Annotated in this window: 26 protein-coding genes; 12 read left to right on the forward strand and 14 right to left on the reverse strand. The window is 69.8% G+C overall.

Annotation, left to right across the window (positions count from 1 at the left end; genetic code table 11):
* Positions 1-7 precede the first annotated feature (7 nt).
* Complete coding sequence (locus tag AB0J87_RS15010) at positions 8-688, reverse strand: hypothetical protein (RefSeq protein WP_355194751.1); 681 nt, start codon at positions 686-688, stop codon at positions 8-10.
* Between the two features lie 279 nt (positions 689-967).
* Here AB0J87_RS15010 and AB0J87_RS15015 point away from each other — a divergent pair, with 279 nt between their 5' ends.
* Complete coding sequence (locus tag AB0J87_RS15015; RefSeq protein ID WP_350722421.1) at positions 968-1,303, forward strand: carboxymuconolactone decarboxylase family protein; 336 nt, start codon at positions 968-970, stop codon at positions 1,301-1,303.
* On the opposite strand, the gene AB0J87_RS15020 is transcribed toward AB0J87_RS15015, so the two are convergent.
* Entirely contained in the window at positions 1,263-2,408 is a 1,146-nt protein-coding gene (locus tag AB0J87_RS15020; RefSeq protein WP_363965576.1) for a PQQ-dependent sugar dehydrogenase, read from the reverse strand. The two genes, AB0J87_RS15015 and AB0J87_RS15020, sit on opposite strands and share 41 nt — an antisense overlap.
* Before the next feature lie 34 nt (positions 2,409-2,442).
* On the opposite strand from AB0J87_RS15020, the gene AB0J87_RS15025 reads away from it, so the two are divergent.
* Positions 2,443-3,192, forward strand: a complete 750-nt coding sequence (locus AB0J87_RS15025; RefSeq protein ID WP_355194745.1) for an SDR family oxidoreductase — start codon at positions 2,443-2,445, stop codon at positions 3,190-3,192.
* Positions 3,193-3,315: 123 nt separating this feature from the next.
* Here AB0J87_RS15025 and ugpC read toward each other — a convergent pair whose 3' ends face one another.
* Positions 3,316-4,530 carry a sn-glycerol-3-phosphate ABC transporter ATP-binding protein UgpC gene (gene ugpC / locus AB0J87_RS15030; protein WP_350722427.1) on the reverse strand — a complete coding sequence of 405 codons (1,215 nt, stop codon included), beginning with the start codon at positions 4,528-4,530 and terminating at the stop codon, positions 3,316-3,318.
* Positions 4,531-4,708: 178 nt separating this feature from the next.
* Between ugpC and AB0J87_RS15035 the strand changes: the two genes are divergently transcribed.
* Positions 4,709-5,767 carry a LacI family DNA-binding transcriptional regulator gene (locus AB0J87_RS15035; RefSeq protein ID WP_363965579.1) on the forward strand — a complete coding sequence of 353 codons (1,059 nt, stop codon included), beginning with the start codon at positions 4,709-4,711 and terminating at the stop codon, positions 5,765-5,767.
* Here AB0J87_RS15035 and AB0J87_RS15040 read toward each other — a convergent pair.
* The 3 genes from AB0J87_RS15040 to AB0J87_RS15050 all read right to left on the reverse strand — a co-directional run bounded on the left by AB0J87_RS15040 (position 5,764) and on the right by AB0J87_RS15050 (position 8,281).
* Positions 5,764-6,897 carry a hypothetical protein gene (locus AB0J87_RS15040; RefSeq protein WP_363965581.1) on the reverse strand — a complete coding sequence of 378 codons (1,134 nt, stop codon included), beginning with the start codon at positions 6,895-6,897 and terminating at the stop codon, positions 5,764-5,766. The genes AB0J87_RS15035 and AB0J87_RS15040 overlap by 4 nt on opposite strands.
* Before the next feature lie 68 nt (positions 6,898-6,965).
* A complete protein-coding gene (locus AB0J87_RS15045; RefSeq protein WP_363965582.1) occupies positions 6,966-7,748 on the reverse strand; it encodes an SDR family oxidoreductase in 783 nt (260 codons plus the stop codon).
* Positions 7,749-7,795: 47 nt separating this feature from the next.
* The gene (locus AB0J87_RS15050; protein ID WP_363965584.1) at positions 7,796-8,281 is read right to left on the reverse strand and encodes a glutathione peroxidase; all 486 of its coding nucleotides are present in this window, start codon (positions 8,279-8,281) and stop codon (positions 7,796-7,798) included.
* A 213-nt stretch (positions 8,282-8,494) separates the two neighbouring features.
* Between AB0J87_RS15050 and AB0J87_RS15055 the strand changes: the two genes are divergently transcribed.
* Both AB0J87_RS15055 and AB0J87_RS15060 read left to right on the forward strand, forming a co-directional pair.
* Entirely contained in the window at positions 8,495-9,010 is a 516-nt protein-coding gene (locus AB0J87_RS15055; protein WP_350722436.1) for a GNAT family N-acetyltransferase, read from the forward strand.
* 591 nt (positions 9,011-9,601) lie between these two features.
* Complete coding sequence (locus AB0J87_RS15060; RefSeq protein ID WP_363965586.1) at positions 9,602-10,051, forward strand: lytic transglycosylase domain-containing protein; 450 nt, start codon at positions 9,602-9,604, stop codon at positions 10,049-10,051.
* Between the two features lie 27 nt (positions 10,052-10,078).
* Here AB0J87_RS15060 and AB0J87_RS15065 read toward each other — a convergent pair whose 3' ends face one another.
* Positions 10,079-10,726, reverse strand: a complete 648-nt coding sequence (locus AB0J87_RS15065) for a TetR/AcrR family transcriptional regulator C-terminal domain-containing protein (RefSeq protein ID WP_350722440.1) — start codon at positions 10,724-10,726, stop codon at positions 10,079-10,081.
* Between the two features lie 89 nt (positions 10,727-10,815).
* Here AB0J87_RS15065 and AB0J87_RS15070 point away from each other — a divergent pair, with 89 nt between their 5' ends.
* Positions 10,816-11,928 (forward strand): ferritin-like domain-containing protein, encoded by a 1,113-nt coding sequence (locus tag AB0J87_RS15070; protein ID WP_363965588.1) that lies wholly within the window; start codon positions 10,816-10,818, stop codon positions 11,926-11,928.
* Here AB0J87_RS15070 and AB0J87_RS15075 read toward each other — a convergent pair.
* Positions 11,925-13,262, reverse strand: a complete 1,338-nt coding sequence (locus tag AB0J87_RS15075) for a HAMP domain-containing sensor histidine kinase (protein ID WP_363965590.1) — start codon at positions 13,260-13,262, stop codon at positions 11,925-11,927. The two genes, AB0J87_RS15070 and AB0J87_RS15075, sit on opposite strands and share 4 nt — an antisense overlap.
* A 52-nt stretch (positions 13,263-13,314) precedes the next feature.
* Positions 13,315-13,788, reverse strand: coding sequence for a nucleoside deaminase (locus tag AB0J87_RS15080; protein WP_363965592.1), 474 nt, complete (start codon positions 13,786-13,788; stop codon positions 13,315-13,317).
* 178 nt (positions 13,789-13,966) lie between these two features.
* On the opposite strand from AB0J87_RS15080, the gene AB0J87_RS15085 reads away from it, so the two are divergent.
* Together AB0J87_RS15085 and AB0J87_RS15090 are read left to right on the forward strand one after the other, a co-directional pair.
* Complete coding sequence (locus tag AB0J87_RS15085; protein WP_363965594.1) at positions 13,967-15,751, forward strand: ABC transporter ATP-binding protein; 1,785 nt, start codon at positions 13,967-13,969, stop codon at positions 15,749-15,751.
* Positions 15,748-17,580 (forward strand): ABC transporter ATP-binding protein, encoded by a 1,833-nt coding sequence (locus tag AB0J87_RS15090; protein WP_363965596.1) that lies wholly within the window; start codon positions 15,748-15,750, stop codon positions 17,578-17,580. Before AB0J87_RS15085 ends, AB0J87_RS15090 begins: the two co-directional genes overlap by 4 nt.
* Positions 17,581-17,584: 4 nt before the next feature.
* On the opposite strand, the gene AB0J87_RS15095 is transcribed toward AB0J87_RS15090, so the two are convergent.
* The 4 genes from AB0J87_RS15095 to AB0J87_RS15110 all read right to left on the reverse strand — a co-directional run bounded on the left by AB0J87_RS15095 (position 17,585) and on the right by AB0J87_RS15110 (position 19,607).
* Positions 17,585-17,905, reverse strand: coding sequence for a hypothetical protein (locus tag AB0J87_RS15095; RefSeq protein ID WP_355194725.1), 321 nt, complete (start codon positions 17,903-17,905; stop codon positions 17,585-17,587).
* A 586-nt stretch (positions 17,906-18,491) separates the two neighbouring features.
* The gene (locus AB0J87_RS15100; RefSeq protein ID WP_350722453.1) at positions 18,492-18,827 is read right to left on the reverse strand and encodes a DUF202 domain-containing protein; all 336 of its coding nucleotides are present in this window, start codon (positions 18,825-18,827) and stop codon (positions 18,492-18,494) included.
* A gap of 17 nt (positions 18,828-18,844) precedes the next feature.
* Positions 18,845-19,171 carry a DUF202 domain-containing protein gene (locus tag AB0J87_RS15105; RefSeq protein WP_185077672.1) on the reverse strand — a complete coding sequence of 109 codons (327 nt, stop codon included), beginning with the start codon at positions 19,169-19,171 and terminating at the stop codon, positions 18,845-18,847.
* A gap of 46 nt (positions 19,172-19,217) precedes the next feature.
* Positions 19,218-19,607: a hypothetical protein gene (locus tag AB0J87_RS15110; RefSeq protein WP_350722455.1), complete on the reverse strand. Its 390-nt coding sequence runs from the start codon at positions 19,605-19,607 to the stop codon at positions 19,218-19,220.
* Positions 19,608-19,679: 72 nt separating this feature from the next.
* Between AB0J87_RS15110 and AB0J87_RS15115 the strand changes: the two genes are divergently transcribed.
* From AB0J87_RS15115 to AB0J87_RS15130, 4 genes are all read left to right on the forward strand, one after another.
* On the forward strand, positions 19,680-20,267 hold the full coding sequence (locus AB0J87_RS15115; RefSeq protein WP_350722457.1) for a helix-turn-helix domain-containing protein: 588 nt from the start codon (positions 19,680-19,682) through the stop codon (positions 20,265-20,267).
* Positions 20,260-21,513 (forward strand): MFS transporter, encoded by a 1,254-nt coding sequence (locus tag AB0J87_RS15120; RefSeq protein WP_363965599.1) that lies wholly within the window; start codon positions 20,260-20,262, stop codon positions 21,511-21,513. Before AB0J87_RS15115 ends, AB0J87_RS15120 begins: the two co-directional genes overlap by 8 nt.
* Before the next feature lie 96 nt (positions 21,514-21,609).
* Positions 21,610-22,527, forward strand: a complete 918-nt coding sequence (gene bla, locus AB0J87_RS15125; protein WP_363965601.1) for a class A beta-lactamase — start codon at positions 21,610-21,612, stop codon at positions 22,525-22,527.
* A gap of 231 nt (positions 22,528-22,758) precedes the next feature.
* Complete coding sequence (locus AB0J87_RS15130; protein ID WP_363965603.1) at positions 22,759-23,151, forward strand: hypothetical protein; 393 nt, start codon at positions 22,759-22,761, stop codon at positions 23,149-23,151.
* Between the two features lie 60 nt (positions 23,152-23,211).
* Here the strand turns inward: AB0J87_RS15130 and AB0J87_RS15135 are convergent, their stop codons facing one another.
* Complete coding sequence (locus AB0J87_RS15135; RefSeq protein ID WP_363965604.1) at positions 23,212-24,501, reverse strand: ABC transporter substrate-binding protein; 1,290 nt, start codon at positions 24,499-24,501, stop codon at positions 23,212-23,214.
* Positions 24,502-24,503 lie beyond the last annotated feature (2 nt).

The raw sequence follows: 24,503 nt of genomic DNA on the forward strand, positions 1-24,503 counted from the left end.
TGCTCCCTCATCCAGGCAGCCGGAGCAGCTTGAACGTACTCTCGATCTTGTCGAACTCGGCGGCGCGCTTCCGGAAACAGACGGATTGGCAGCCGATGAGCATGACGGAGACCGTGGCGCCCTTCTCGTCGAGGATGGCGGTCTGGTCGAACGTCTGGACGTCCTCGCCGATCTGGTATTCGAAGCGGACCCGGACTCCCCTCGCGCCGTTGTCCATCGTCATGACCTCGTCGTTGAGGAGCGCGAAGTTCTTGAACATCGACGGCTGGCCTGTCGCCATGGCCTGCTGCGCGTAGAGCTCGCGCATCTGCGAGGTCACCGGCAGCACGAAGTCGCGCAGCCGGTTCAGTGAGATGGCGTCCCGCTGCTCCTCCGTGAGCTGGTGCACGGTGGCGTAGACGAACGGCTCCGTCGAGCCCAGCAGGTGGTTGACGGACGGCTCCGCGGACTGGTCGAACGCGGTGGACCACACCCGCTGTGCCCGGAGGAGGGCCGCCACCGAGTTCGGCTGGTCTCCGGACAGGTACAGCTCAATGGGGTCGGCGTTGAGCTGCGTGAACGAGGACGGCACCTTGAAGTAGGTCGTGCCCGCCGAGTCGCGTACGTAATGGAATTCGGGCTGTCCGGCGCACGCGGACAGCATCAGGATCGCGACCGTGACCGCGATCAAACCCCGTGCCTTTTTCACCAGGGCTTACCTCCGCTTTACGGACCAACGGAGTTGTTGTGCCCGCTTTCCGACACAATGAGCGCGAAGCGGAGGGAAAAATCTTGACCAAATCTTGGCCGTGCCTTGGCTTTACTTGTTACAGATCAATTAAGGCATTGTGCACGGTCCGTAGCGCTCCGTGGCGGGTCACCCTGGGGGCGGTTCAGGTGGCTACAACGTTCATGCAACCCCCATTGGTTCATCTGGGGAAGTAGCGAAAGATATGAGGATCCCTTCCGACCGCCCCGGGAGCGCATAATGTCAGAACCCGCAATGGAGACCGTCGACTCCTTCGGCATGACGGCGGAACGGCAGTTCGCCGAGGTCTGGTCGAGGACGGTCCTGTCGGTGCGGGAGCGCCGCCTGCTCCTTCTCGGGCTGCTCGTCGGCCAGGGACTCCACGAGCAGACGGACGTCCATCTCGACACCGCGCTGCGCTCGTGCGAGCTCACCGAGACCGAGTTGCGCGAGGTGGTCGTCTTCCTCACCCTCTACGCGGGCTGGGCCCGGGGCAGCAAGCTGAACGACCAGGTCGAGGGGCTGATCGAGCGGGTCAGGCAGGCTCGATCCGGTAGATCGGACCACGCAGGCTGAGCGCGTACAGCTCGCCGTCATGCCCCTCGCCGAACGACGAGAGCTGCTCGACCCTCCCGACCTCGGCCCCATCGGTCGGCCCATCGGCCGGTGCGGCCTTGATCCAGCCGGCGCAGAAGTCTCCGTACAGGAACCGGCCCCGCAGCCAGGGGATCTTCTCGCCGCGGTAGACATATCCGGCGATGACGGAGCAGTTCCCGCCCTCCTCCAGGGGATACGTGATCACCGGGTCGACCATGTCGCGGCCCTTCGCGCCCCGGAAGCGGCTCTTGCCCTCGCGGGCGTTCCAGCCGTAGTTCTCACCGCCCCGTGACCCGGCCGGCTGGTGGTCGACCTCCTCCCAGGCGTTCTGCCCGACGTCGCCGATCCACAGGTCTCCCGTGCCGCGGTCGAAGCCGAACCGCCAGGGATTGCGAAGCCCGTAAGCCCATATTTCGGGCTTTGCGCCTTTCTTGTCGGCGAACGGGTTGTCCTCCGGGACCTTGTACGGCCGGCCGCCGCGCGGGTCGATGCGCAGGATCTTGCCGAGCAGGGTCGTCAGGTCCTGGCCGTTGCCCTGGGGGTCGCCGGCGCTGCCGCCGTCGCCGAGCGCGATGTAAAGGTGGCCGTCGGGGCCGAAGGCGAGCTGGCCGCCGTTGTGGTTGGGGTAGGGCTGGTCCTGGGTGAGCACGTCGCGCCTGGCCGTGGCCCTGGAGCCGTCGAAGGCCCATTCGGTGACGTGGGTGTCGCCCCGCGCGTCGGTCCAGTCGAGGTAGACCCAGCGGCCGGAGGGGTGGAACGCGACGCCGAGCAGGCCCTGCTCGTTGCCGCCGCTCACCTCGCGGGACAGGTCGATCACGACGTCTCCGTCGGAGGTGCGCAGCCTGCCGGTCTGCTCGGCGACGTAGAGACGGTCGTCGCCCTTGCGCACGGCGAACGCCACCGGCTGCTCCAGCTTGGCGATCTGCTTGAAGCGTAACTCCCCGCGCTCCGGAGGCTGCGTATCGGTGGGCTCCGGCGTCGGGGCGGCGCTCTCCACGGGGTCGAGCGGGGCCGGCGCGGGCTCCTGCGCGCACGCGGTGAGGGTCACGAGGACGAGGGCCGTCGAGGCCGCCACGAGTCGCACGAGGCCCATCCTCGCACGGCATTAGGGTTCAGGTATGCCTACCGCATTGATCACCGGCGCGACCTCCGGCCTCGGCGCCGCCTTCGCCCGGCGCCTGGCCGCCGACGGCTTCTCGCTCGTCCTGGTGTCCCGTGACGAGCGACGGCTCTCCGAGAGCGCCGACCAGCTCAAGCTCAGGTACGGCGTCGGCGTCGAGGTGCTGTCCGCCGACCTCGCCACCGAGGAAGGGCTGGCCAGGGTGGAGTCCAGGGTCGCCGGCGGCGTCGACCTGCTGGTCAACAACGCCGGGTTCGGCCACCCGGGCCGGTTCCTGGAGGTGCCGGTCGAGGACGAGGTGCGCATGCTCAAGGTGCACTGCGAGGCCGTGCTGAGGCTGACGCTGGCCGCGCTGCCCGGCATGCGGGAGCGCGACCGGGGCGCGATCGTCAACGTGGCCTCGGTGGCGGCGTTCTTCCCGCGGGGCACGTACAGCGCGTCCAAGGCGTGGGTGGTGAACTTCAGCGAGTCGGCCGCGAGCGACGTGGGCAACCCGCGCATCAAGATCATGGCGCTCTGCCCCGGTTTCGTGCGGACCGAGTTCCACCAGCGGGCCTCGATGGACACCTCGGGGATCCCCGGGTTCCTGTGGCTGAAGGCCGACGACGTGGTGCGGGAGACCATGCGCGACCTGGCGCTGGGCAAGCGGGTGAGCGTGCCGGACCTGCGTTACAAGGCCATCGTCGCGATCGGCAGACTCGTGCCGCGCGGCCTGCAGGCCCGCGTCTCGTCGAGCATCGGCCGCTGACCCCGTACCGGTGCCCGGGGTCGATACCGGATCCAATGGAACGGGCCCCCGCCGCGGGAGGGGGTCGCGGTGGGGGCCCGAGCGGTCGTGAGCGAGGCTCACGGCCGGGAATGCAGGAGTCGGCTAGCGGTTGGCCTCGTGGCCGATCGACAGGCCGCTCTCGGGGTCGAAGAAGTGCAGGTTGTGCGTGTCGAGGACCAGGTCGATGTTCTGGCCGGGACGGGCGTGGCTGCGGGCGTTGACGCGGGCGGTCCACAGGGACTTGTCGCCCGACAGCGGCAGCGCGGCCTCTTCGTCGTCACCCGCGTCGGCGGCGGCGACGGTGTCCTTGTGCTCGACCGGCGGGGCGTCGATCAGGAACAGCACGTTGATCTCGGAGCCCAGCTCCTCGGTGACCTCCGCCTTGACCGGCAGGGTGGCCCAGCCGTTGGCGTGGTTGCCGGCCGAGGCCGCGTCCTCGAAGTCGGAGGGGCGGATGCCGAGGATGATCTTCTTGCCGACGTACTGGTCGAGGCCCGGCTTGTCGGTGAAGGTCGAGTCGGGGATCGGCAGCTTGATACCGGCGAAGGTGACGGCCGCGTCGCCGCCGTCGCGGACGAGCTCGGCGGTGGCGAAGTTCATCGAGGGCGAGCCCATGAAGCCGGCGACGAACAGGTTGACCGGCTTGTCGAACAGGTTCTGCGGGGTGTCGACCTGCTGGAGCAGGCCGTCGCGCAGGACGCAGACGCGGTCGCCGAGGGTCATGGCCTCGACCTGGTCGTGGGTGACGTACACGGTGGTGACGCCGAGGCGCTCGTGCATCTGGTTGAGCGAGGCGCGCATGGAGACGCGGAGCTTGGCGTCCAGGTTGGACAGCGGCTCGTCCATGAGGAAGGCCTGCGGCTCACGCACGATGGCGCGGCCCATGGCGACACGCTGGCGCTGACCACCGGAGAGGGCGGCCGGCTTGCGCTTGAGGTACGTCTCGAGGCCGAGCATCTTGGCGGCCTCGTTGACCCGCTTCTGGATCTCCGGCTTGGGCATCTTGCGGAGCTTGAGGCCGAAGGCGAGGTTCTCCTCGACCGTCATGTGGGGGTAGAGCGCGTAGTTCTGGAAGACCATCGCGATGTCGCGGTCCTTGGGCGGGAGGTGGTTGACCACCTTCTCGCCGATGGCGATCTCGCCGCCGCTGATGTCCTCGAGGCCCGCGATCATCCGGAGCGCGGTCGACTTACCGCAACCGGATGGGCCCACGAGTACCATGAACTCGCCGTCCTTGATCTCAAGGTTGAGCCCGTTCACGGCCTTCACGCCACCGGCGTAGACCTTGTCGACGTTCGTCAGAACGATGGATGCCATGACATTCCTTCGCGCTCCAGGGCGGTGGCCCGGACGTTGTTACCGTGACCCACTCACGTGGATACGTTTTCAAGCATCTCACCCGAAACGGACATCGGTGTCAAGGGTTACCGCGTGACCAGCCCTTGTGGGAACGCGTGTCTTCCCGTTTTCCGGAAACCATGATGGAATCGTTTCCATGGAGAGGCGGGCGACGATCAAGGATGTGGCCGAGGCGGCCGGCGTGGGCGTCGCCACCGTGTCCAGAGTACTGTCGGGCGGCTCGGCCAGTCCGGCGACCAGGGAGCGCGTCCTGGCCGTCGCCGCCCAGCTCGACTACCGCCCGAGCGCCCTGGGCCGCAACCTGCGCCAACGCCGTACTGGCGGCATGGGCCTGCTCGTCCCCGACCTGACCGACACCTTCTACGGCCAGCTTTCCGAGGGCGTGCTCGCCTGCGCCCGCTCGGCCGGCGAGCCCGTCGTGATCGGCTCCACGGGCGGCGACCCCGAGCAGGAGGCCGACCTGATCGGCATGCTCCTGGAGCAGAGCGTGGACCGCCTGATCGCCGTTCCGTCGGGCGACGCGGACGCCTGGTCCCCGGTGCTCCGCGCGGGCATGACGGTGGTCTTCGCCGACCGCCTCCCGCTCCAGTCGTCCCCGGAGGACGTGCGGGCGGCGGCCGTGGCCGACCTCATGGCCCTGGACGGCCTCTCCGCCGCCGCACCGGCCCGCCCGCTGGACATCCCCGCCGTGGTGGCCGACGACCGGGCCGGCATCCGCACGGCCGTGCGCTACCTGCGCGGCCTGGGCCACAAGCGCATCGCCTTCCTCGGCGGCCCCGGCCAGGAGAGCCGGGTGAACGCCTTCAGGGAGGCCGTGGGGGCGCCGGTGGACGAGGAGCTCGTCGTGTTCGGCACCGGCAGCCGCGACTCCGCCTACGCCGCCGCCTCGGGCCTCTTCCAGAGCCGCCCCGACCTGTCGGCCGTGGTCGCCGGGGGCAACGTGCTGGGTGAGGCGGCGGTGCTCGCGGCCAGGGAGCTGGACCTGCGGGTGCCCAGGGACGTGTCGCTGGTGATGTACGACGACGTGCCCTGGGCCGAGCTGTGCTCCCCGCCCCTGACGGTGATCGCCCAGCCGGGCCGCGACATGGGCTACCGGGCGGCGGAGCTGGTGCTCCGGGCGGGCGCCAGGAAGCCGCGCAGCGTGGTCCTGCCGACGGAGCTCATCATCCGGGGCAGCTGCGGCCCCCACCGCTAGCGGGCTCCACCTCCCGTGTAGCGGCGGGGCAGGATCATGATCGGGTTGTCGTCGAGGATCACGTCCGGCGGGCCGAACCGCGCCGCGACCTCCCTGATCTCCGGCTCGTCCAGCATCAGCAGGCGCCCGTTCTCGATGAAGAGCTCCCCGTCCACCAGCACGGTGGGCCGGTCGACCTGGCAGTCGCAGTGTGCGAAACCCGGGCCCGTCGTGACCGGCTCCCCGTCGGTCAGGCCGTCGATGCCGCAGTAGAAGGCCCCGGCGTGCTTCTCCCGCTCGAACTGGTTCCCCCCGGCCACCCGCACCTTCGGGTTGAGCCCGATCAGGCCGTGGCGCATGTAGAAGCCGCCGGGCGCGTAACGCCGCAGTTGCTCGGCCGCGACCCCGCCCTCGATCTTGCGTACGAGGTTGCCTTCCAGGGTGATGCGCAGGGACTCCTCCGGCACGCCGGTGACCGTGCTGTCCTCGATCATGAGGACACCCTCGGTGTCCGTCGGCCAGAAGTTGGCGCCCCCGTACGGGAAGGGCCGCCAGTCCCCGGGCCGCATCGCGCCGGGGTCCGGGTCGAACGCCGGCCCGGAGAACGTCACGTCCGTCCCCCGCGCGGACGTCACCCGGATCGAGCGGGCGCCCGACATCTGCCCCAGCGTCCGGCGCAGCAGCGCGTAGAAGACCTCGGCGGGCATCCGCCCGCCGGTGAGCAACGCCCCCGCGGTGGCCGTCATGTGCAGGGACAGGAAGCGGGAGGAGCGTGACTTGATCTGGTCGAAGAAGAGCGGCGCCGTGTGCACCTCGCCCCACCAGGTGCCGCTGATCACCAGGTCGGCCTCGCGGAAGGCGGCCGTCTCGATGTGCAGCGACGCCTCCCTGTCCCACCCGCCCGGGCTGAACGGCGGCACGGACAGGATGCGCACGTCGGCGTCCCGGTAGGCCGCAGCCGCCGCGATGGCCTGGACGACGACGGGGTCGACGGTGTGCTCCATGAGCAGCAGCACGCGCTCGCCCGGCTGGAGCCCGGTGTAGTCCAGCAGGTTCCGGACGCCGGGCATCAGCTCCACGATCGAGTACGGTCCCACGGCCGGCTCGGTGGCATAGCTGAAGGGCGAGCCGGCGTACGGATTGATCGTCATCGCGTGCTCCCTGCGGGACGTCAGGCCAATGCCTGGACCCCTACCCGTCACGGAGTGCAATCACACGATTACGGAACCCAGCGGCGGAATCCTCCCTCGGAGTTGATCACCTGCCCGGTGATCCAGGCGGCCTCGTCCGAGGCGAGCCAGCGCACCACCCGGGCCACCTCGTCCGGCCGCCCCCAGCGCCCGGCCGGGAGCGAGCGGCCGACGTGCCGGGCGAGCTCGGGGTCGGCCCAGCCCGTGTCGACCGGCCCCGGATTGACGGTGTTGACGGTGATGCCCCGGTCCGCGAGCGCGTCGGCCAGGCTGGCCGTCATCTGGTGGATCGCGCCCTTGCTGATCGCGTACGGCAGCTCGCCCGCCATCGGAGCCAGATGCTGGCCCGAGGTGAACAGGATCACCCTGCCGCCGGAGCGCCGGTCGTCGTGCTGGGCCGCGAACGCCTGCGTCAGCAGCGCGCTGGCCCGGGCGTTCACCGCCCACGACAGGTCCAGCTCGGCGGCCGTCAGCTCCGCCAGCGACTGCCGGTTGCTGCGGGCGTGGTTGGCCACGAGCACGTCCACGTGCCCGAACCTGCCGACCGCCTGCTCCATCACCCACGCCGGCGCCGCCGGGTCCGCGAAATCGGCCTCCACGTGGTGCAGCCGATCGCCGACGCCGCCCAGCGAGTCCAGCACGCCGTCCATGCCCGCGGGATCGCTGCCCCACGGCTGCTCGGCGTCGTGCGGGGTCCACGACTGCACCAGCACCTTCGCGCCCGTCGCCAGCAGCTCGCGCGCGATGGCGTAGCCGATCCCGATCCGCCTGCTCACGCCGGTCACCACGGCGACCCTCGTCTCGGACATCATCCGATCATCCTCGCCGCCCGCTCGCGAGGCGTCGAAGGATTTTCCGCTCAGAGAAGCTTCTCGATGGCGGACGTGACCGCGGGGTCGTCCGGGGTGGTGCGGGGGCGGAAGCGGGCCACGACGGCGCCCTCCCGGTCCACCAGGAACTTCTCGAAGTTCCACTGCACGTCGCCCGCCTCGCCCTGCTCGTCGGCGGTCCGCGTCAGCTCCTCGTAGAGCGGGTGGCGGTCGGGGCCGTTGACGTCGGCCTTCTCCAGGAGCGGGAAGTCCACGCCGTACGTCGCCGAGCAGAACGCCTGGATCTCCTCGGCCGTGCCCGGCTCCTGGCCGGCGAACTGGTTGCAGGGCATGCCGACCACCGTGAAGCCGCGCGGGCCGTACTGCTCCTGAAGCTTGACCAGGGCGCCGTACTGCGGGGTGAGGCCGCATCGCGAGGCCACGTTGACGACGAGGACGGCCTTGCCGGCCGCCAGCTCTCCGAAGGTGGTGGGGGCGTCGTCGAGGGTGTGGAGCTGGATGTCAGTGAGGCTCATGAACCGCACCCTACGCCTCCGGAACGTGATTCGGTCTCGCACCCTCCCCCGTCGCGGGGCTGCTAGGCTCGCGGCGGCGCGAGAGGCGCCTGATCGCTCCGGAGCGAAGGAGGTTGATGAATATGGCTGCCGGCAGTCGTCATCAGCGTGCCCTTCTCCGGCCCGCGCGAGCCTAGAGCGCGGTCCGGTCGTATCAACGACCTGGAGTCACAAGTGTCTTCTTTCTTCTCGGTGGCCGGCACCGACCTGACCACCGACCGTCTCGTCCTGCGTTCCTGGACCTCCGGCGAAGCCGACGCCGTCCTGCACGGCACCCGTTCCGCGCACTGGGCCGACGACTTCCCCGCCGAGGGTGACCACGTCATCGCCGGCCTGTTCGCCGAGCACCCCGCGTGGCTGGACGAGTACGGCCACCGCCAGATCATCGAGCGCGACGGCGGTCTCGTGGTCGGCTCCATCGGCCTGTTCTGGCCGCCCGCCGACGGCACCCTGGAGATCGGGTACGGCATCGTGGCCTCCCGCCGGGGCCGCGGCTACGCTCCCGAGGCGGCGCGCGCGCTGACGGAGTTCGCCCTCACGGCGCCGGGCGTGCACACGGTGTGCGCCGGCGTCGAACTCTCGAACCCGGCCTCGATCAGGGTCCTGGAGAAGGCGGGCTTCCAGCGGTCACACACGGACGCCGAGGCGAACACGGCCCGGTACGTGACCACGTCACCGGCCCAGCGGTAACGGCCCGGCGGGGGATCGGCGGCACCCCACCGCCGATCCCCCCGCCCACGTGCCGGGGCAACGCCCCAGTCCGTCGACGCACCTGGTTTTCAGATACGCGAGGCCAGCGCCCCCAGATGCGCGCGTCGCGGTCGGAGCGAGCGGGGGTTTCGGGGGATCGAAAGGGGGCGGAGCCCCCTTGGGAGGCGCTGTCTGGAGCCCCGAGCGCGAAGCGCCCGTCGTGGAAGGCCGTGCTTACCCGCGGCTCCCGCCCGGTCAAACCCCATAGTTGGTCGCGGTTTGCGGCAAGGCCCGTTCAGCCGGACGGCGGGGCGGGCAAGGCCGGGCCTGCGAGAGGGACTTTTATCCGCAACGCTCGCGCAAACACCTCTCCAGCGCGTGTCGAGATGGACGACCCGCGGTGACCGAACGTAATAGGAATCGTGCTAGAGGACACGTCGCGGCGCCCTTCGGGCCGCCCAGCGGGATCGGGCGGTGCCAGATTCCCGGAGGGCCGCGCGGACCCTCCGCGTCCGAGCCTCGGACGCGGATCGGCAGGGGCGCCCGATGCAAGTGCGCCTGTCCGCACGCGACCCGACAGCAAGGATCGATTTGGACAGCAAACGCGCGCTCGTCAGTGTCACCGCGCTCACCGCGTTCACCGCGATCGGGGCACCCGCGGCCTGGGCCGACCGCCCGCCCGTGGTGCGGATCGGGACCTGGACGACGAAGGCGCAGCCCAAGGTGGCGGTGGCGACGCCCAACAAGAACAAGAGGATCGCGCTGGACCAGGTGGTCCAGCGGTCGTGGAACCTGCAGGAGTTCCGCTGCCTGGACAGTCTCTGGACCAGGGAGAGCAACTGGAACCATCACGCACTCAACCGCTCGTCCGGCGCGTACGGCATCCCGCAGGCGCTGCCCGCGGGCAAGATGCGCGGCGCCGGCCGCGACTGGAAGTCCAACCCGGAGACGCAGATCCGGTGGGGACTGTCCTACATCAAGGGGAGGTACGGCAGGCCGTGCGGCGCCTGGGGACATTGGAGATCGCACAACTGGTACTAGCCGAAGGCGGGAGAGGGCACCCGGGGCTCACCGGGTGCCCTCCCTGCGCGCCACGTGCACCTCGATCGCCTGGATGAGCAGCTCCAGCCCGAACTCGAACTCCGCCTCGTGATCGCACTGATCCAGCAGCGGCGCCAGTGAGTGGACCTCGGGGAACAGCGCGGGATCGACTCCCTCGGCCTTGACGAGCCGGTTGTGGACGGGCGCGAACGTCGGCGTCACCCCCACCTCCCGCAGCAGCGAGCCCACGATGTACGCGATGAACATCCGCAGCATCCTGACCGCGTCCGCCCCGTCGAACCCGGCGCCGCGCAGCGTGGCCAGCGCCCGTTCGACCGGCAGCAGCCCGGCCGTGGAATGGAGCTGGCGGCTGACGACCACCATGGTCGAGCGCGGATGGTCGTGGGCGATCTGGCGGAACGCCCGAGCCTGCATGCGCACCCGCTCGGTCCAGTGCGCGCCGGGGTCGTCGGTGAACTCGATCTCGCTCAGCACCGCCTCGGCCACCCCGTTGAGCAGGGCGTCCTTGTTGGGCACGTGGTTGTAGAGGGACATCACACCGACGCCGAGCTCGGCCGCGATGCGCCGCATGGAGACCGCGTCGGCGCCCTCGCGCTCGATGAGGTCGATGGCCGTGGCGACGATGCGGCCTCGCGAGAGGGGCTCCGTAGGCATACCTCATTCTATTGACGTACGTACGGTGTACGTGGAACTCTCGGAAGGCGGACATACGTACGGTGTACGTAACCCCCTTGGGAGGTTCCATGTCGACCCACGACCTCTACACCATCCCCGCCGAGCTCTCCACGTGGAACGTCGAGATGGCCGGGGCGAGCCGATTCACCTGGGAGTACGACGACGGCCGGGATCGCATGCTGGCCCTGTACCAGAAGGGCAAGGACAAGCAGTGGGACTCGACCAAGCGCATCGACTGGGACCTCGAGGTCGATCCGTACGACGTCCTGGGCGTCCCCGACCAGACCATCGCGATCCACGGCACCCCGCTCTGGGAGCGGATGAGCGAGCAGACCCGTAACGAGGTGCGGCGGCACGGCGCGGCGTGGCAGTTCTCCCAGTTCCTGCACGGCGAGCAGGGCGCGATGATCTGCTCGGCCAAGATCGTGGAGTCGGTCCCCGACCTCGACTCGAAGTTCTACGCCGCCACCCAGACGATGGACGAGGCGCGCCACGCCGAGACGTACGCGCGCTTCCTCCAGGAGAAGGTGGGCCTGGCGTACCCGATCAACGAGCACCTCAAGGCCCTGCTCGACAGCACGCTGAGCGACTCCCGCTGGGACATGCCCTACCTCGGCATGCAGGTGCTCATCGAGGGATTGGCGCTGGCGGCGTTCGGGGTGATGCGCGACATCACGACCAAGCCGCTGCCCAAGCAGATCCTCGCGTACGTGATGCAGGACGAGGCCAGACACGTGGCCTTCGGCCGGATGGCGCTGCGCGACCACTACCGGAACCTGTCGGAGAGCGAGCTGCGCGAGCGCGAGGACTTCGTCATCGAGGGCTGCTACCTCATGCGCGACCGGCTGCGCGGCCGGGAGACCTGGGAGAACCTGGGCCTGTCGAAGGCCGAGGTGGACGAGGCCATGGAGGCCACCGACCACTCCGAATACCTGCGGCTGTTCAGGTCGCTGCTGTTCAGCCGGATCGTGCCGTGCGTCAAGGACATCGGGCTGTGGAGCCCGCGGCTGCGGCAGGCGTACGCGGAGATGGGCGTGCTGGAGATGGCGGGCCAGTCCCTGGATGCCCTGATGCGCCAGGACGAGGACATCGCCGACAGGCTCGACGCGGAGCGGTTCACCCAGGAGGAGGCCGAGCGGCACGCCGAGGTGGCCGAGACCGTCGAGCTCGGCAAGTCCTAGAGCCGCGTCGCGTCGGGGGCGGGCAGGCTCTGCGGCAGGCGCAGGATCATCCGGGCCCCGGGGCCGTCCCCGATCTCCAGGGTCCCGCCGTGGGCTTTGGCGATGTCGCGGGCGATCGGCAGCCCCAGCCCGGTGCCCCCGGTGTCCCGCGACCGGGTGTGATCGAGGCGGGTGAACCGCTCGAACACCTGGTCCCGCATCTCCGCCGGGATCCCTGGCCCGTCGTCCAGCACCTCCACCACGGCCTGGTCCGCCCACCCCCGCACGGAGATCCACACCCGGGATTCGCCGTAGCGGTCGGCGTTGGACATCAGGTTCGTCAGCAGCCGGGCGAGCCGGAGCCGGTTGCCGCGGACGAAGAGTCCGGGCTCCACGTCCATGGTCAGCGGCAGCCGGCAGGGGTGTCGCGCGACCTCCTCCTCGACCAGCTTCCCCAGCTCGATCCGCTCCTGCTCGGGCTGCACCCCCGCGTCCAGCCGGGCCATCAGGAGCAGGTCGTGGACGATGTCCGACAGCCGCTCGGCGTCCTTGATCGCCGCCCGCCACTCGCCTTCGTGCGGGTCCGCGAGCCCCGCCTCCAGGCGCACCAGGAGCCCGGTGATCGGCGTCCGCAGCTCGTGGGAGGCGTCGGAGACGAAGCGCCGGTGCCGCGCCACGGCGTCCTCCAACCGCTCCAGGGTCTCGTTGACCGTGGCGGCCAGTTCGGCGACCTCGTCCTGCGTGTCGGGCACGTCGATGCGCCGGCTCAGGTCCTGGGCGCTGATGCGGGCCAGCCCGGCCCTGATCCGCTCCACGGGGGCCAGCACCCGGCCGACCCCGTACCAGGCGCCCCATCCCGTCAGCGCCACCAGCACCGCACCGAAGGCGGTCAGTATCAGGGGCAGGAACGGCGAGCTCAGCAGGAACGGCTCCCGCAGGGCGGCGAAGGCGACGACGGACCCGTACGCGCTGGCGGAGTTGCTCGTCCCCACGACGACCATGCACCTGCCGGGACACACCCGAGTCTGAACCCGCAGGTCGCCCTGCTCGGGCCAGGCCCGGGTGAGCGGCGGCTGGCCGGCGAGTCCGGTGCTGGCGGCCAGCACGTGGCCGTCGGAGTTCACGACCTGGAGGAGGTAGACGCCCTTCAGCGGCGGGATGGGGCCGCTGAACCGGTGCTCGGTGATGCTCGTGGACAGGTGCCGGCTGGCGTCGTCAGCCTGCTGGACAAGGTCCGACCGCGCCCGCACGGGGTAGGTCAGCAAAATCGCCAGGACTCCCAGAAGGACGACGGCCCCGAAGACCACCACCGTCGCGATGGTCATCCGGGCCCTGATCGAGCGGCCGAACACCATGGTCGTACTCTGTCACGGAGCGTACAAATCCCAGGTAAAACGGCATATTTGCTCAGCCGTGGAAACGGCGATGCAGCTCGTGGACCTCCTCGGCCAGCTCCGGCACCGGACCCTCGACCACCACCCCGGGCGCGACCTCGTTGACCGGGAGCGTGCGTACGGGCGGCTGCGGGACGCCGAGCTCCGACAGCCACGCGGCGAGCTGCTCCGACGAGGCCGCGTACACGATGCGGCCCAGCCCGACCCACGCGTGGGCGGCGGCGCACATCGGGCAGTGCTCGCCGGAGGTGTAGACGGTGGCGGCCGCCCGCTCCTCTGGTGTCAGGTGCGCCGCCGACCAGCGGGCCAGCGCGAACTCCGGATGCTGCGTGTTGTCGCCGGAGGCCACCCGGTTGTGGTCCTCGGCCAGCACGGCCCCGTCGCCGGAGACCAGCACCGACCCGAACGGCTGGTCGCCCACCTCCAGCGCCCGCGCGGCCAGCTCGACGCAGCGGCGCAGGTGCGGCATCTCCGATTCAGCGATCATGAGTCCCCCATCCTAGACGGCCGCCGAGCAGGGCCAAGAACATACCCCAACAGATCACAACAAAAGTAACGGTCAGCCGAATGTGCAAGATCTTTCACTGTTTCCGCACGTCACGTACAAGAACCGCACTCTTCGGGCTACTGAAAATCGGTTGAACCCTCGTATTAGCCTAGAAGGGATGCCTCCCGATACGCACATACCTCAACGTCCCCTGCTCTCCTCCAACTCCCTGTGGCGGATGAAGTCCTACCTCCGCCCCTACGTCGTCAGATTGGTGTTCATCTGGCTGGCGGCGATCGTCGGCATCGCGGCCGGCATCGCGCTCCCGCTCATCAGCGAGAAGGTCATCGACGGTCCCGTGGCCCACGGGGACTCCGGCGCGCTGCTCCCCCTCGGGCTGCTCGCGATCGGCGTCGGCGTCGTCGAGGCCCTGCTGATCCTGCTGCGGCGGTGGGCCCAGGTGAAGCCGGTGCTCGGCCTGGAGACCGCGATCCGCGACGACCTCTACGAGCACCTGCAGCGGCTGCCCATGGGCTTCCACGGCGACTGGCAGTCCGGCCAGCTGTTATCCCGGGCCACGACCGACCTGTCGACCATCCGGCGCTTCCTCGGCTTCGGCATGCTCTTCCTGGTCATGAACATCCTGCAGCTGATCACGGTGACCGTGCTGCTGCTGAACAAGTACTGGCCGCTCGGGCTGCTGGTGCTGGCCTCGGCCGTGCCGATCGTGTGGCTGTCGCTGCGGTTCGAGAAGCGCTACATCAAGACCTCCCGCCAGGTGCAGGACGAGCAGGGCGACCTCGCCACGCTCGTCGAGGAGTCCGCCCTCGGCATCCGCACGATCAAGGCCTTCGGCCGCCGCCACTACGTCTTCGACCGCTACGACGAGGGCGCGCTCAAGGTCTACGGCACCTCCATGGACAAGGCCCGGCTGCTGGCCAAGTTCTTCGCCTTCCTCGAGATCATCCCCAACATCACGCTGGCCCTGGTGCTGCTGCTGGGCGCGCTGGCCGTCGGCACGGGCTCGCTGACGCTGGGCGCGCTGGTCGCCTTCACCACGCTGATGCTCCAGCTCGTCTGGCCGATCGCGAGCCTGGGCTACATCCTCGCCATGGCCCAGGAGGCCATGACCTCCGCCGACCGCCTCATGGAGGTCATGGACACGGTGCCCGCCATCGAGGGCGGCACGCGGACCATCGACGGGCCCCGCGGCCACCTGCGCTTCGAAGGCGTCGGGTTCCGCTTCCACGACTCCGAGGAGCCGGTGCTGCGCGACGTCTGGCTGGACGTGCGCCCCGGTGAGACGGTGGCCGTCGTGGGCGCGACCGGCTCCGGCAAGACCACGCTGACCGCCCTGGTGCCGCGGCTGATCGACCCCACCGAGGGCCGCGTCACGATCGACGGCTACGACGTGCGCGACCTGGAGCTGACCAGCCTCCGCTCGGTGGTGGCCACGGCGTTCGAGGAGCCGACGCTGTTCTCGATGAGCGTGCGGGAGAACCTCACGCTCGGCCGGCTCGACGCCACCGACGAGGAGCTGGCCGAGGCCATCCAGACCGCGCAGGCCATGTTCGTGTACGACCTGCCGTGGGGCCTCGACACCCGCATCGGCGAGCAGGGCCTGTCCCTGTCCGGCGGCCAGCGGCAGCGCCTGGCCCTGGCGCGGGCCGTGCTGAGCCATCCGCGGATCCTCGTGCTCGACGACACCCTCTCCGCGCTCGACGTGGAGACCGAGGCGCTCGTGGAGGAGGCGCTGCGGCACGTGCTGCGTGACGCGACCGGCATCGTGGTCGCCCACCGCGCCTCGACCGTGCTGCTGGCCGACAAGGTGGCGCTGCTGCGGGGCGGCACGATCACGCACGTCGGGCAGCACCACGAGCTGCTGGCCCAGGTGCCCGAATACCGCGAGCTGCTGGCCCAGGACGCCGACTTCGACGACGCCGCGGAAGGAGCGCTGCGATGACCACGACCACCACGGCGTCCTGGCGGGGCGTGTCCTCCGAGGACCAGGACGAGCTGCCGGAGAAGGTGTCCGTCCTGCTCCGGGAGCGCTCCCGGCGGCTGCTCGGCGCGCTGCTCAGGCCGTACCGGAAGAAGATCGGGCTGCTGGTCGCGATCGTCGTCGTCTCCAACGCGGCCGGGCTCTCGATCCCCTTCCTGGTCTCCATCGGGATCGACGAGGGCATCCCGCCGATCACGAGCGGGGCCGGCCCCGCGGTCCTGCTGACCGTGGTCGGGGTGATCCTGGCCGCGGCGATCACGCAGGCGCTCACGCGCCGGGCGTTCCTGACGCTGTCCGGCCAGATCGGCCAGGGCACCCTCCTCGAACTGCGCAGGAGGGTGTTCGACCACTTCCAGCGCCTGTCGCTGAGCTTCCACGAGCAGTACACCTCCGGGCGGGTCATCTCGCGGCTGACCTCGGACGTCGAGGCCATCGCGGAGCTGCTCCAGTCGGGGTTCGACGCGCTGGTCAAGGCCGTGCTGACCATGGCGGGGACGGCCGTGCTGCTGCTGGTGCTGGATTTGCACCTGGGCCTGCTGGCGCTCGTCCCGCTGCCGTTCCTGCTGCTGTTCACCCGGTGGTTCCGGACGCAGTCGGCGATCGTCTACCGCCGTACGCGGGAGACGGTGGCGCTGGTGATCGTGCACTTCGTGGAGTCGATGACCGGCATCCGCGCGGTGCAGGCCTTCCGCAGGGAGCCGCGCAACCAGGAGATCTTCGAGCAGCTCAACGACGACTACCGGGGCGCGAACGCGCGCAGCATGCAGCTCGGCGCGACGTTCATGACCGGAATCAAGCTGATCGGCAACCTGACGATCGGCGGGGTGCTGCTGTACGGCGGCTGGCTGGCGGTGCAGGGCGAGGTCAAGGTCGGCGTGCTGGCCGCCTTCCTGCTCTACCTGCGGCAGTTCTACGAGCCGATGCAGGAGGTCAGCCAGTTCTACAACACCCTGCAGTCGGCCGGCGCGGCGCTGGAGAAGCTGTCGGGCGTGCTGGAGGAGGAGCCCTCCGTGCCCGAGCCGCGCGAGCCGGCCAGGCTGCCGGACGGCAGGGCGCGCGGCAAGGTGCGCTTCGAGGGCGTCAGGTTCGCCTACGTCGAGGAGATGCCGATCCTGCCCCGGCTCGACCTGACGGTCCCGGCCGGGCAGACGGTGGCGCTGGTCGGGGCGACGGGCGCGGGCAAGACGACGCTGGCCAAGCTGATCTCCCGCTTCTACGACCCCACCGACGGCCGCGTGCTGCTCGACGGCGTCGATCTGCGCACGCTCGACGAGCCGGCGCTGCGCGCGGCCGTGGTCATGGTGACGCAGGAGAACTTCCTGTTCAGCGGTACGGTCGCCGACAACATCAGGTTCGGCCGGCCCGACGCCACCGACCGGGAGGTGCGCGAGGCGGCCAAGGCCATCGGGGCGCACGAGTTCGTCTCGAGCCTGCCCGACGGCTACGACACCGAGGTGGGCAAGCGCGGCGGCCGGATGTCCGCCGGGCAGCGCCAGCTCGTCGCGTTCGCCAGGGCATTCCTCGCCGATCCCGCCGTGCTGATCCTCGACGAGGCCACCTCCAGCCTCGACGTGCCGAGCGAGCGGCTGGTGCAGCGCGCGCTGCGCACGATCCTGGCCGACCGGACGGCACTGATCATCGCGCACCGGCTCTCGACGGTGGAGATCGCCGACCGGGTGCTGGTGATGGACCGGGGCGAGATCGTCGAGGACGGTCCGCCGGACCGGCTCATCGCGGCCTCGGGCCGGTACGCCGGGCTGCACCAGGCGTGGCTGGAGAGCCTCAGCTAGCTCCCTAGTGGTGCGCCATGGCCACGGCGTTCGCGTACAGCTCGTACCCGACGAACAGCGCCAGGGGCACCCCGAGAGCGATCAGCAGCCTGCCGGGCAGGTGGGTCCGCGGCGCGGACACCCTGCCCGGCTCCGGCGTCGCCGCGGCGAACACCGGCTCGGGCTCCGGATCGGGGGCGGGCACGAGTTCGGGATGCCGCGCCAGATACCCCCTGGGGAACGAGGTCACGTGGTACGCGCCGCAGAGCGGGCAGCAGGTGCCCGACCAGGGCGGCGGCACGGTCACTCCCGCGCTGAGCCAGAGGTCCACCTCGTTGCCGTGCACGTCTGTGAGATGTCTGACGACGAAGTTCTCTTCCCAGACATGTAAGCAACGAAGGCATTCGAAAGGCCACGTCTCGCGGGTGTCGAATCCTTCGGTCACTGGGACCACCCCCCGGCTTCTGATCGCCGTCGATCCCGAGTGTCCGCTTGACTTCGCGCGCCCGCAAGACGGGCCTTATGACACTTTCCGCTATGGAATGCTCACCAAGTGTCAGGTTAGTCGTTCGTAGATGGACTTCCGAACCGGGCTGAGCAGCGGAGTCGCGTCCGGCGTGGGGGGCTCCGCGGGCGGGATCAGCTCCGGATGCCGGGACAGGTAACCGTCCGGGAAGGTCGTGGCCTGCTGACAGCCGCACCTCGGGCACATGACGCCCCCTGGTGACGGCGGCAGCACGGGGAGCCCGCCGTGCAACCAGATCTCCCGCTCGTTTCCGTGACGGTCGTCGATGTGCCTGACGAGGTACTCCTCTTCCCATACGTGCCAGCAACCGCGGCACTCGAAAGGCACGATCCTGTGTTCTTCTTCCAACGAGGTCACCCCCTCACCTCCGAGTGTGTGCCTCCTTCTCCGGATCTGGCAACCGCGCTTACCGAATCGCCAGAACAAAGACGATGGCGCCGGCCACCACGCACATGGTGCCGAGCCAGGCGAACAGCACGTCGAGCCCCGGGTTCAGCGGCTTGCCGCCGTGCAGCGCCTCCTGCACGCGGCGGAACCGCGCCCCGGTCCTGATCAGCAGCACGGCGCCGCAGAGCGCGGCCAGCGCGAACACCACCATCGAGGCCACGGGCAGGCCGTGCCTGAGGGACAGCCCGGCCGCGCCGAGCCCGCCGGTGGCCAGCGCCACGGCCGTGCGCACCCAGGCCAGCCGGGTGCGCTCGCTCTGCAGCCCCTCGTCCCAGATCTCCTTCTCCGGGGTCACCTGATCCGGCCTCGGGCTCAGGCGGCCAGGATGATCAGCACGAGGGCGATCACGGCCACGGCCGCCACGCCGTACCCGAAGACCGCCGCGAGCGCGGGGGGCGGCAGCGGCGCCTGCTGCCGCAGGGCGCGCTGGATGTTGCGCCAGCGCGGATACGCCATGCCCGCCGCGAGCGCGGAGAGCGTCACCAGCACCACGGCCAGCGCGGTACGGATCCACGGCACGAACACGTGCTCGGGCACCGCCGCCATCGCCACCCCACCCGCACTGAGCGCCAGCGCCGTGCTCAGCCAGGTGAGGAAGGTTCGTTCATTGGCCAAGGTGAAACGCGGGTCGGGTTCCATGGGAAAAACGGTAATTCGTCCCCATTTCCCCTAGAGAAGTTGGGATTCAGCCAGTACAGGCCTTGGCCACCTTCTCGGCATAGGCCGCGCTCTCGGTGAGAACCTTCTGGGTGGCGTCCACGGCGTCGTTGACGTTGGTGACGTTGATACCGCTCAGCGTCTTGGCCAGGTCGTCGGAGGCTTCCTTGATCGTGGTGTTGGCGGCCTTGTCGGCCACGTCGTTGAGCTTGGTGGCGGCGTCGTCGAGGGCCTTGTCCATGGCCTTGGGATCGTCGGCGAGCGTCTTGAGCTGGGCACCCAGGTCGGCGACGATCTTCGGGGCTTCGAGGCACGCTTGGGCCTTGTCGATGGTGCTGTTGACCTCACCACATCCGGCGGCGAAGACACAGACGGCGAAGGCGGCCAGGGGCACGAATCGGCTCTTGAGGAGTCGCATACCTCGACCCTACCCAACGCATTCCAAAGGTTCCCTTGACATCTCCGGCGCTGGGCGCCCAAGATTCCAAGCATGTCTTTGGAATCCTCGCGGCGACGGCTCAGCGACCCGGCCGCGATGCGGGCGTTCGCGCACCCGGTCCGGCTGGCGCTGCACGAGCTGCTGCTGAGGGCGGGCGCGATGACCGCCGCCGACGCCGCGCGGGAGGTGGGCATCAGCCAGGCGCTGGCCTCGTACCATCTGCGGCAGCTGGCCAAGTACGGCTTCGTGGAGCAGGCGGCGGCGCGCGACGAGCGCGAGCGGCCGTGGAAGGCGACCGAGACCCTCCAGGAGTGGGACGACGACGCGGCCGGGCCGGAGCAGGCGGCCGCCCGGAGCCTGCTGGAGCAGGTGATCGCCGAGCGCGCGCTGTCACGCCTGGCCGAGTGGCAGCAGCATCGCGGGGACGAGCCCGAGCCGTGGCGGGGGGTGGGCGGTCTGGGCAACCTGTACCTCTACGCCACGGCGGAGGAGGTGACGGCGCTGGGCGCGGCGGTGGCGAAGCTGCTCGGGCCGCTGATGGCCCGCGTCGACGACCCCTCGGCCCGTCCCGCCGGCGCCCGGCCCGTGCTGGTGACGCAACTGGTCGTCCCCCTGCCGCCCACGGGCTCCGGTGACTGAGCCCCGCCCCGCCGGCGGGGTCCGCGCATCGGACGGCACCCGCGACGAGGGGGGCGGGGTTCGCGCGCTGTTGGCCGGCAACCGGGACTACCGGCGCCTGCTCCTCGCCGGGCTGATCTCGCAGACCGGCGACTGGGTGATCAGCACCGGGCTGGCGTTCCACGTCTACCGCCTCACGGGCTCCACCCTGTCCACCGCGATCATGCTGCTGGTCTCGCGGTTGCCCGACGTCGTGCTCGGGTCACTGGCCGGGGTGCTGGCCGACCGGTGGGATCGCCGCCGGGTGCTGGTCGTCACCGACGTGCTGCTCGCGCTCGGCCTGCTGCCGCTGCTGGCCGTACGCGGGCCGGGCCAGGTGTGGATCGTGTACGCCGTCGCGCTGTGGACCGGCGTCCTGAGCACCGTGCTCGCTCCCGCGCAGAAGGCCCTCGTGCCGCGGATCGTGGCGGAGTCGCAGCTCGTCCGGGCCAACGCCCTGCACGGCCAGACCGGCCAGGCCGCCCGCCTGCTGGGCGCGATGCTGGGCGGGCTCGCCGTCAGCGCCGGAGGGCTCGCCGCGGTCGTGCTGATCGACGTGGCCAGTTTCCTGGTCTCCGCGGCCCTGCAGGCCACCCTCCGGCCGCCCGGACGCCCGGCGAGGACGGCGACGATGGGCGGGCAGTGGGTCGCCGGGCTCCGCCTGGCCATGGGGGACGCGGGCGTCCGCCTGCTGGTGGCGTACATGATGATCACGGGGCTGGGCGAGGGGATCTTCGCCACGCTCGCCGCGCCCTTCGTGAGCGACGTGCTCGGCGGCGCGGGCGACGCCTACGGGCTGTTCCTGTCGGTGCAGGCGGTCGGCGGGATCCTGGGCGGGCTCGTCGTGGCGCTCCGTCCGGGCCACGCCGACCCGCGGGTGCTGCTGGGCGGGGCGACGGTCGTCTTCGGGCTGGTGGACCTGGCCCTGTTCACCTACCCGCTGGCCGTGCCCGCGCTGTGGCCGGCGCTGGTGCTGATCGGGCTGGCCGGGGTGCCCGCGGCGGCCGCGACGGCGGGGTTCGCCACGCTGGCCCAGAACGTCGCCGGCGACGACCGGCGGGGAAGCGTGTTCGGCGTCCTGGGCAGCGCCCACGCGGCCACCGCGCTGGGCGGCATGGGGCTGGCGGGAGTGCTCGGCGGGGTGGCAGGGGTCGTGCCCGCGTTGTGCGTGCACGCGGCCGGGCTGATCGTCGCCGGAATCATGGTTCTGACCTGCGCTCATGCGTGAACCGATATCGAGTTCTTCGCGATATCGCTATTAGACACGTGGTGATCGCATCTGCTTTGCTCCTTGCCCATTGACGGACGACCGCAAGGACAAAGCATGCGAAACCGCCGCTTCACGGCAGCAGCCACCCTGACCATCTCCTTCCTGACGGGCGGGGCCCTCCCGGCGGGCGCGGCCTCGGCCACGAGCTCCGTGCAGGCGCTCTCGGGCGAGGCCCAGGCCCGCAAGGAGCTGCGCGCGCTGGAGGCGTCGTTCAAGGGGCGCATCGGCGCGTACGCCATCGACACCGCCACCGGCAGGACGATCGGCTACCGGTCGAACGAGCGGTTCCCGCTGCTGTCCACGTTCAAGGCGATGGCCTGCGCGGCCGTGCTGCACAAGGCGCGCACCTCCGACCCCGGGCTGATGGAGAAGGTCGTGCGCTGGACGGCCGACGACCTCAAGCCGAACTCCCCCACCACCGAGAAGCACGTGGAGGACGGCCTGACCGTCAACCAGCTGTGCGAGGCGACCATCACCCTGAGCGACAACACCGCAGGCAACATGGTGCTCAAGCAGATCGGCGGGCCGGCCGGCCTGACGCGGTACTTCCGCACGCTGAAGGACCCGATCTCCCGCCTGGACCGCTGGGAGACCGAGCTGAACGACTGGACGCTCAAGGAGAAGCGCGACACCACGACGCCCGTGTCCATCGCCCGCGACCTGCGCGCGGTCACGGCCGGGAACGCGCTCACCGCCAAGGACCGGGAGCAGCTCAACGCCTGGATGATCGCGACCGAGACCGGTGACGCCCGCATCCGCGCCGGGCTGCCGAAGACCTGGACGATCGGCGACAAGACCGGCACCAACTCGGCTTTCGGCGGAGGGAACGACATCGCGGTCATCTGGCCCAAGAAGGGCGCGTCTCCCATCATCATGGCCATTTACACGAATCGCGCGGCGGGCGAGACCGGCGACGACACGGCCATCGCCCGCACGGCCACCATCCTGGCCCGCGGCCTCGGCAAGCTCTGACGACCAGCGATTTCGATACCCCATTCGCACCCGCGCTTAACATGAAAATAATTCTCGCCGATTCAGGAGGATAATTCCGAACTTAAGGTGCTACTTGCCCTCCGACCAGGGGAATCTTCATTCGATTCCGCTTACGATCGCCAATTGAAGGGGTATCCTCGTGGCAAAGAAAGCGGGACCGGAGATCACTACCATCCCCGGTCCCTTACCTCTAAGGTAAGGGAGATCAACATGACCTTCAAGGGGCTCTGCACCGAGTTGGACAACGAGTTCATCCGGCTCCGGGCGGACCAGGCGGAGCTCGGGCAGCAGCTCACCGAGCGGATCAACGGCGTGGCCAACCACGTCAAGATCCTCGACGCGAAGGTGACCGGACTGGACGCCAAGGTCACCGTCATCGACGAGAGGGTCACCGCCCTCGACACCAAGGTCACCGTCCTCGACGAGAGGGTCACGGCCCTCGACGCCAAGATCGACACGAAGTTCGAGGAGATCGACGCCCGGTTCGAGTCCATCGACGCCCGGTTCGAGACCATGGACGGCAAGATCAACAATCTGCAGGGCAACCAGAACGAGATGATGAACATCCTCATCGACATCCAGCGCAAGGTCAGCGCCAACTAGCGCCCGACCCACGGTGAAAGGGCGGACTCGTGAAACACACGGGTCCGCCCTTCGCGTTCGCTAGAGCTTGTTGTAGCAAGGACCGTCGAAGGTGTACCCCTGCGCCGTCGGCCCCGTGAAGAAGTCCTTGACGATCGTCACGCCCGTCGGCGCCTGCTCGTCGACCTTGTTGATCAGCGTCTGCCTGAACACTGCGGCGCTCGACGCGTCCGCGTAGTTGCCCGCCTCCGGCGGGAGCATGCCCTCGTAGTCCACCGTCCTCAGCGTCTTGACGGCCGCCAGCAGCCCCTTGCGGCTCACGTCCCCGCCGGCCACCATCGCGTCCAGGGCCGCCTTCATCGGGTACGCCCAGGCCCAGCCCGAGGTGTACCCGTCGTTGGGCGTCACGCCGGGCAGGGCGTCGCGCATCGCCTTGTGCCCCGGGGTGTCGGCGCCCCATGGCTTGCCCGGGGCCGACTGCTCGTACAGGGCCTTGAGGGCGGGGGCGGCGGGGGACTTCAGCAGGGCCGGGTTCCAGGTGGGGCCGGTGCCGATGAAGCGGCCCTTGTAGCCGGCCGCGGCCGCCTGGCCGATGATCGTGGCGGCGTCTGCCGGGCCGGTGGTGAGGATGACCAGGTCGGGCTTGTTCTTGGTGATCTCGGTGATGGCCCGGCCCTGTTCGGTGGCGCCCGAGGGGGTCTCGACGTTGGTGAACTTCAGGCCGTTGCGCTCGGCGGCGATCTTGGCGCCGGCGGCGGCGTCCGCGCCGTAGTCGCCGGCCAGGTGGACGGCCATGACCGACTTCGGCTTGTACGTGTCCATCGCGTAGTCCACGGAGTTCATGGCCTCGACGCAGTAGTTGGAGCCGCTCTCGATCATGACGTCCTCGAACTCCCAGGCCGAGGTCCACGAGGCGGGGGCGGCGACGACGCTGTTGGTTTTGAGGTCGCCGAGGATGGCGGCGGTCGTGGGCGAGCCGAGCGTCTGGGCCAGGGCGAGCACGTGGTCCTTGATCTCGTTGTAGACCTGGCGGTGCACCTCCGGGTTGTACTTGTTGTCCCGTACGTACTTGGTGACGTCGACCTCGTACTTGCCGCCGATGCCGCCGGCCTTGTTGACGCGGGCCCAGAACGCCTTCTGGGCGTCGGTGATCGGCACGGCCAGCGCGGCGAAGGGGCCGGAGGTCAGGTCGGAGATCGTACCGAGGTAGATGCAGCCCTTCTTGGCGTCCACCGCGGTGGGACAGGGTGCGGTGGTGACACCTGGAGCCTGGGCGCCGCCCTTGCTGCCCTCGTCGTCCCCCCGGAAGACGCCGCACGCGGACAGAAGGGCCACTATCGCGATAAATCCCGCTGCATAGCGACTCTTCATAA

The sequence above is a fragment of the Nonomuraea sp. NPDC049625 genome (assembly GCF_040675285.1).
Lineage (GTDB): Bacteria > Actinomycetota > Actinomycetes > Streptosporangiales > Streptosporangiaceae > Nonomuraea > Nonomuraea angiospora_A.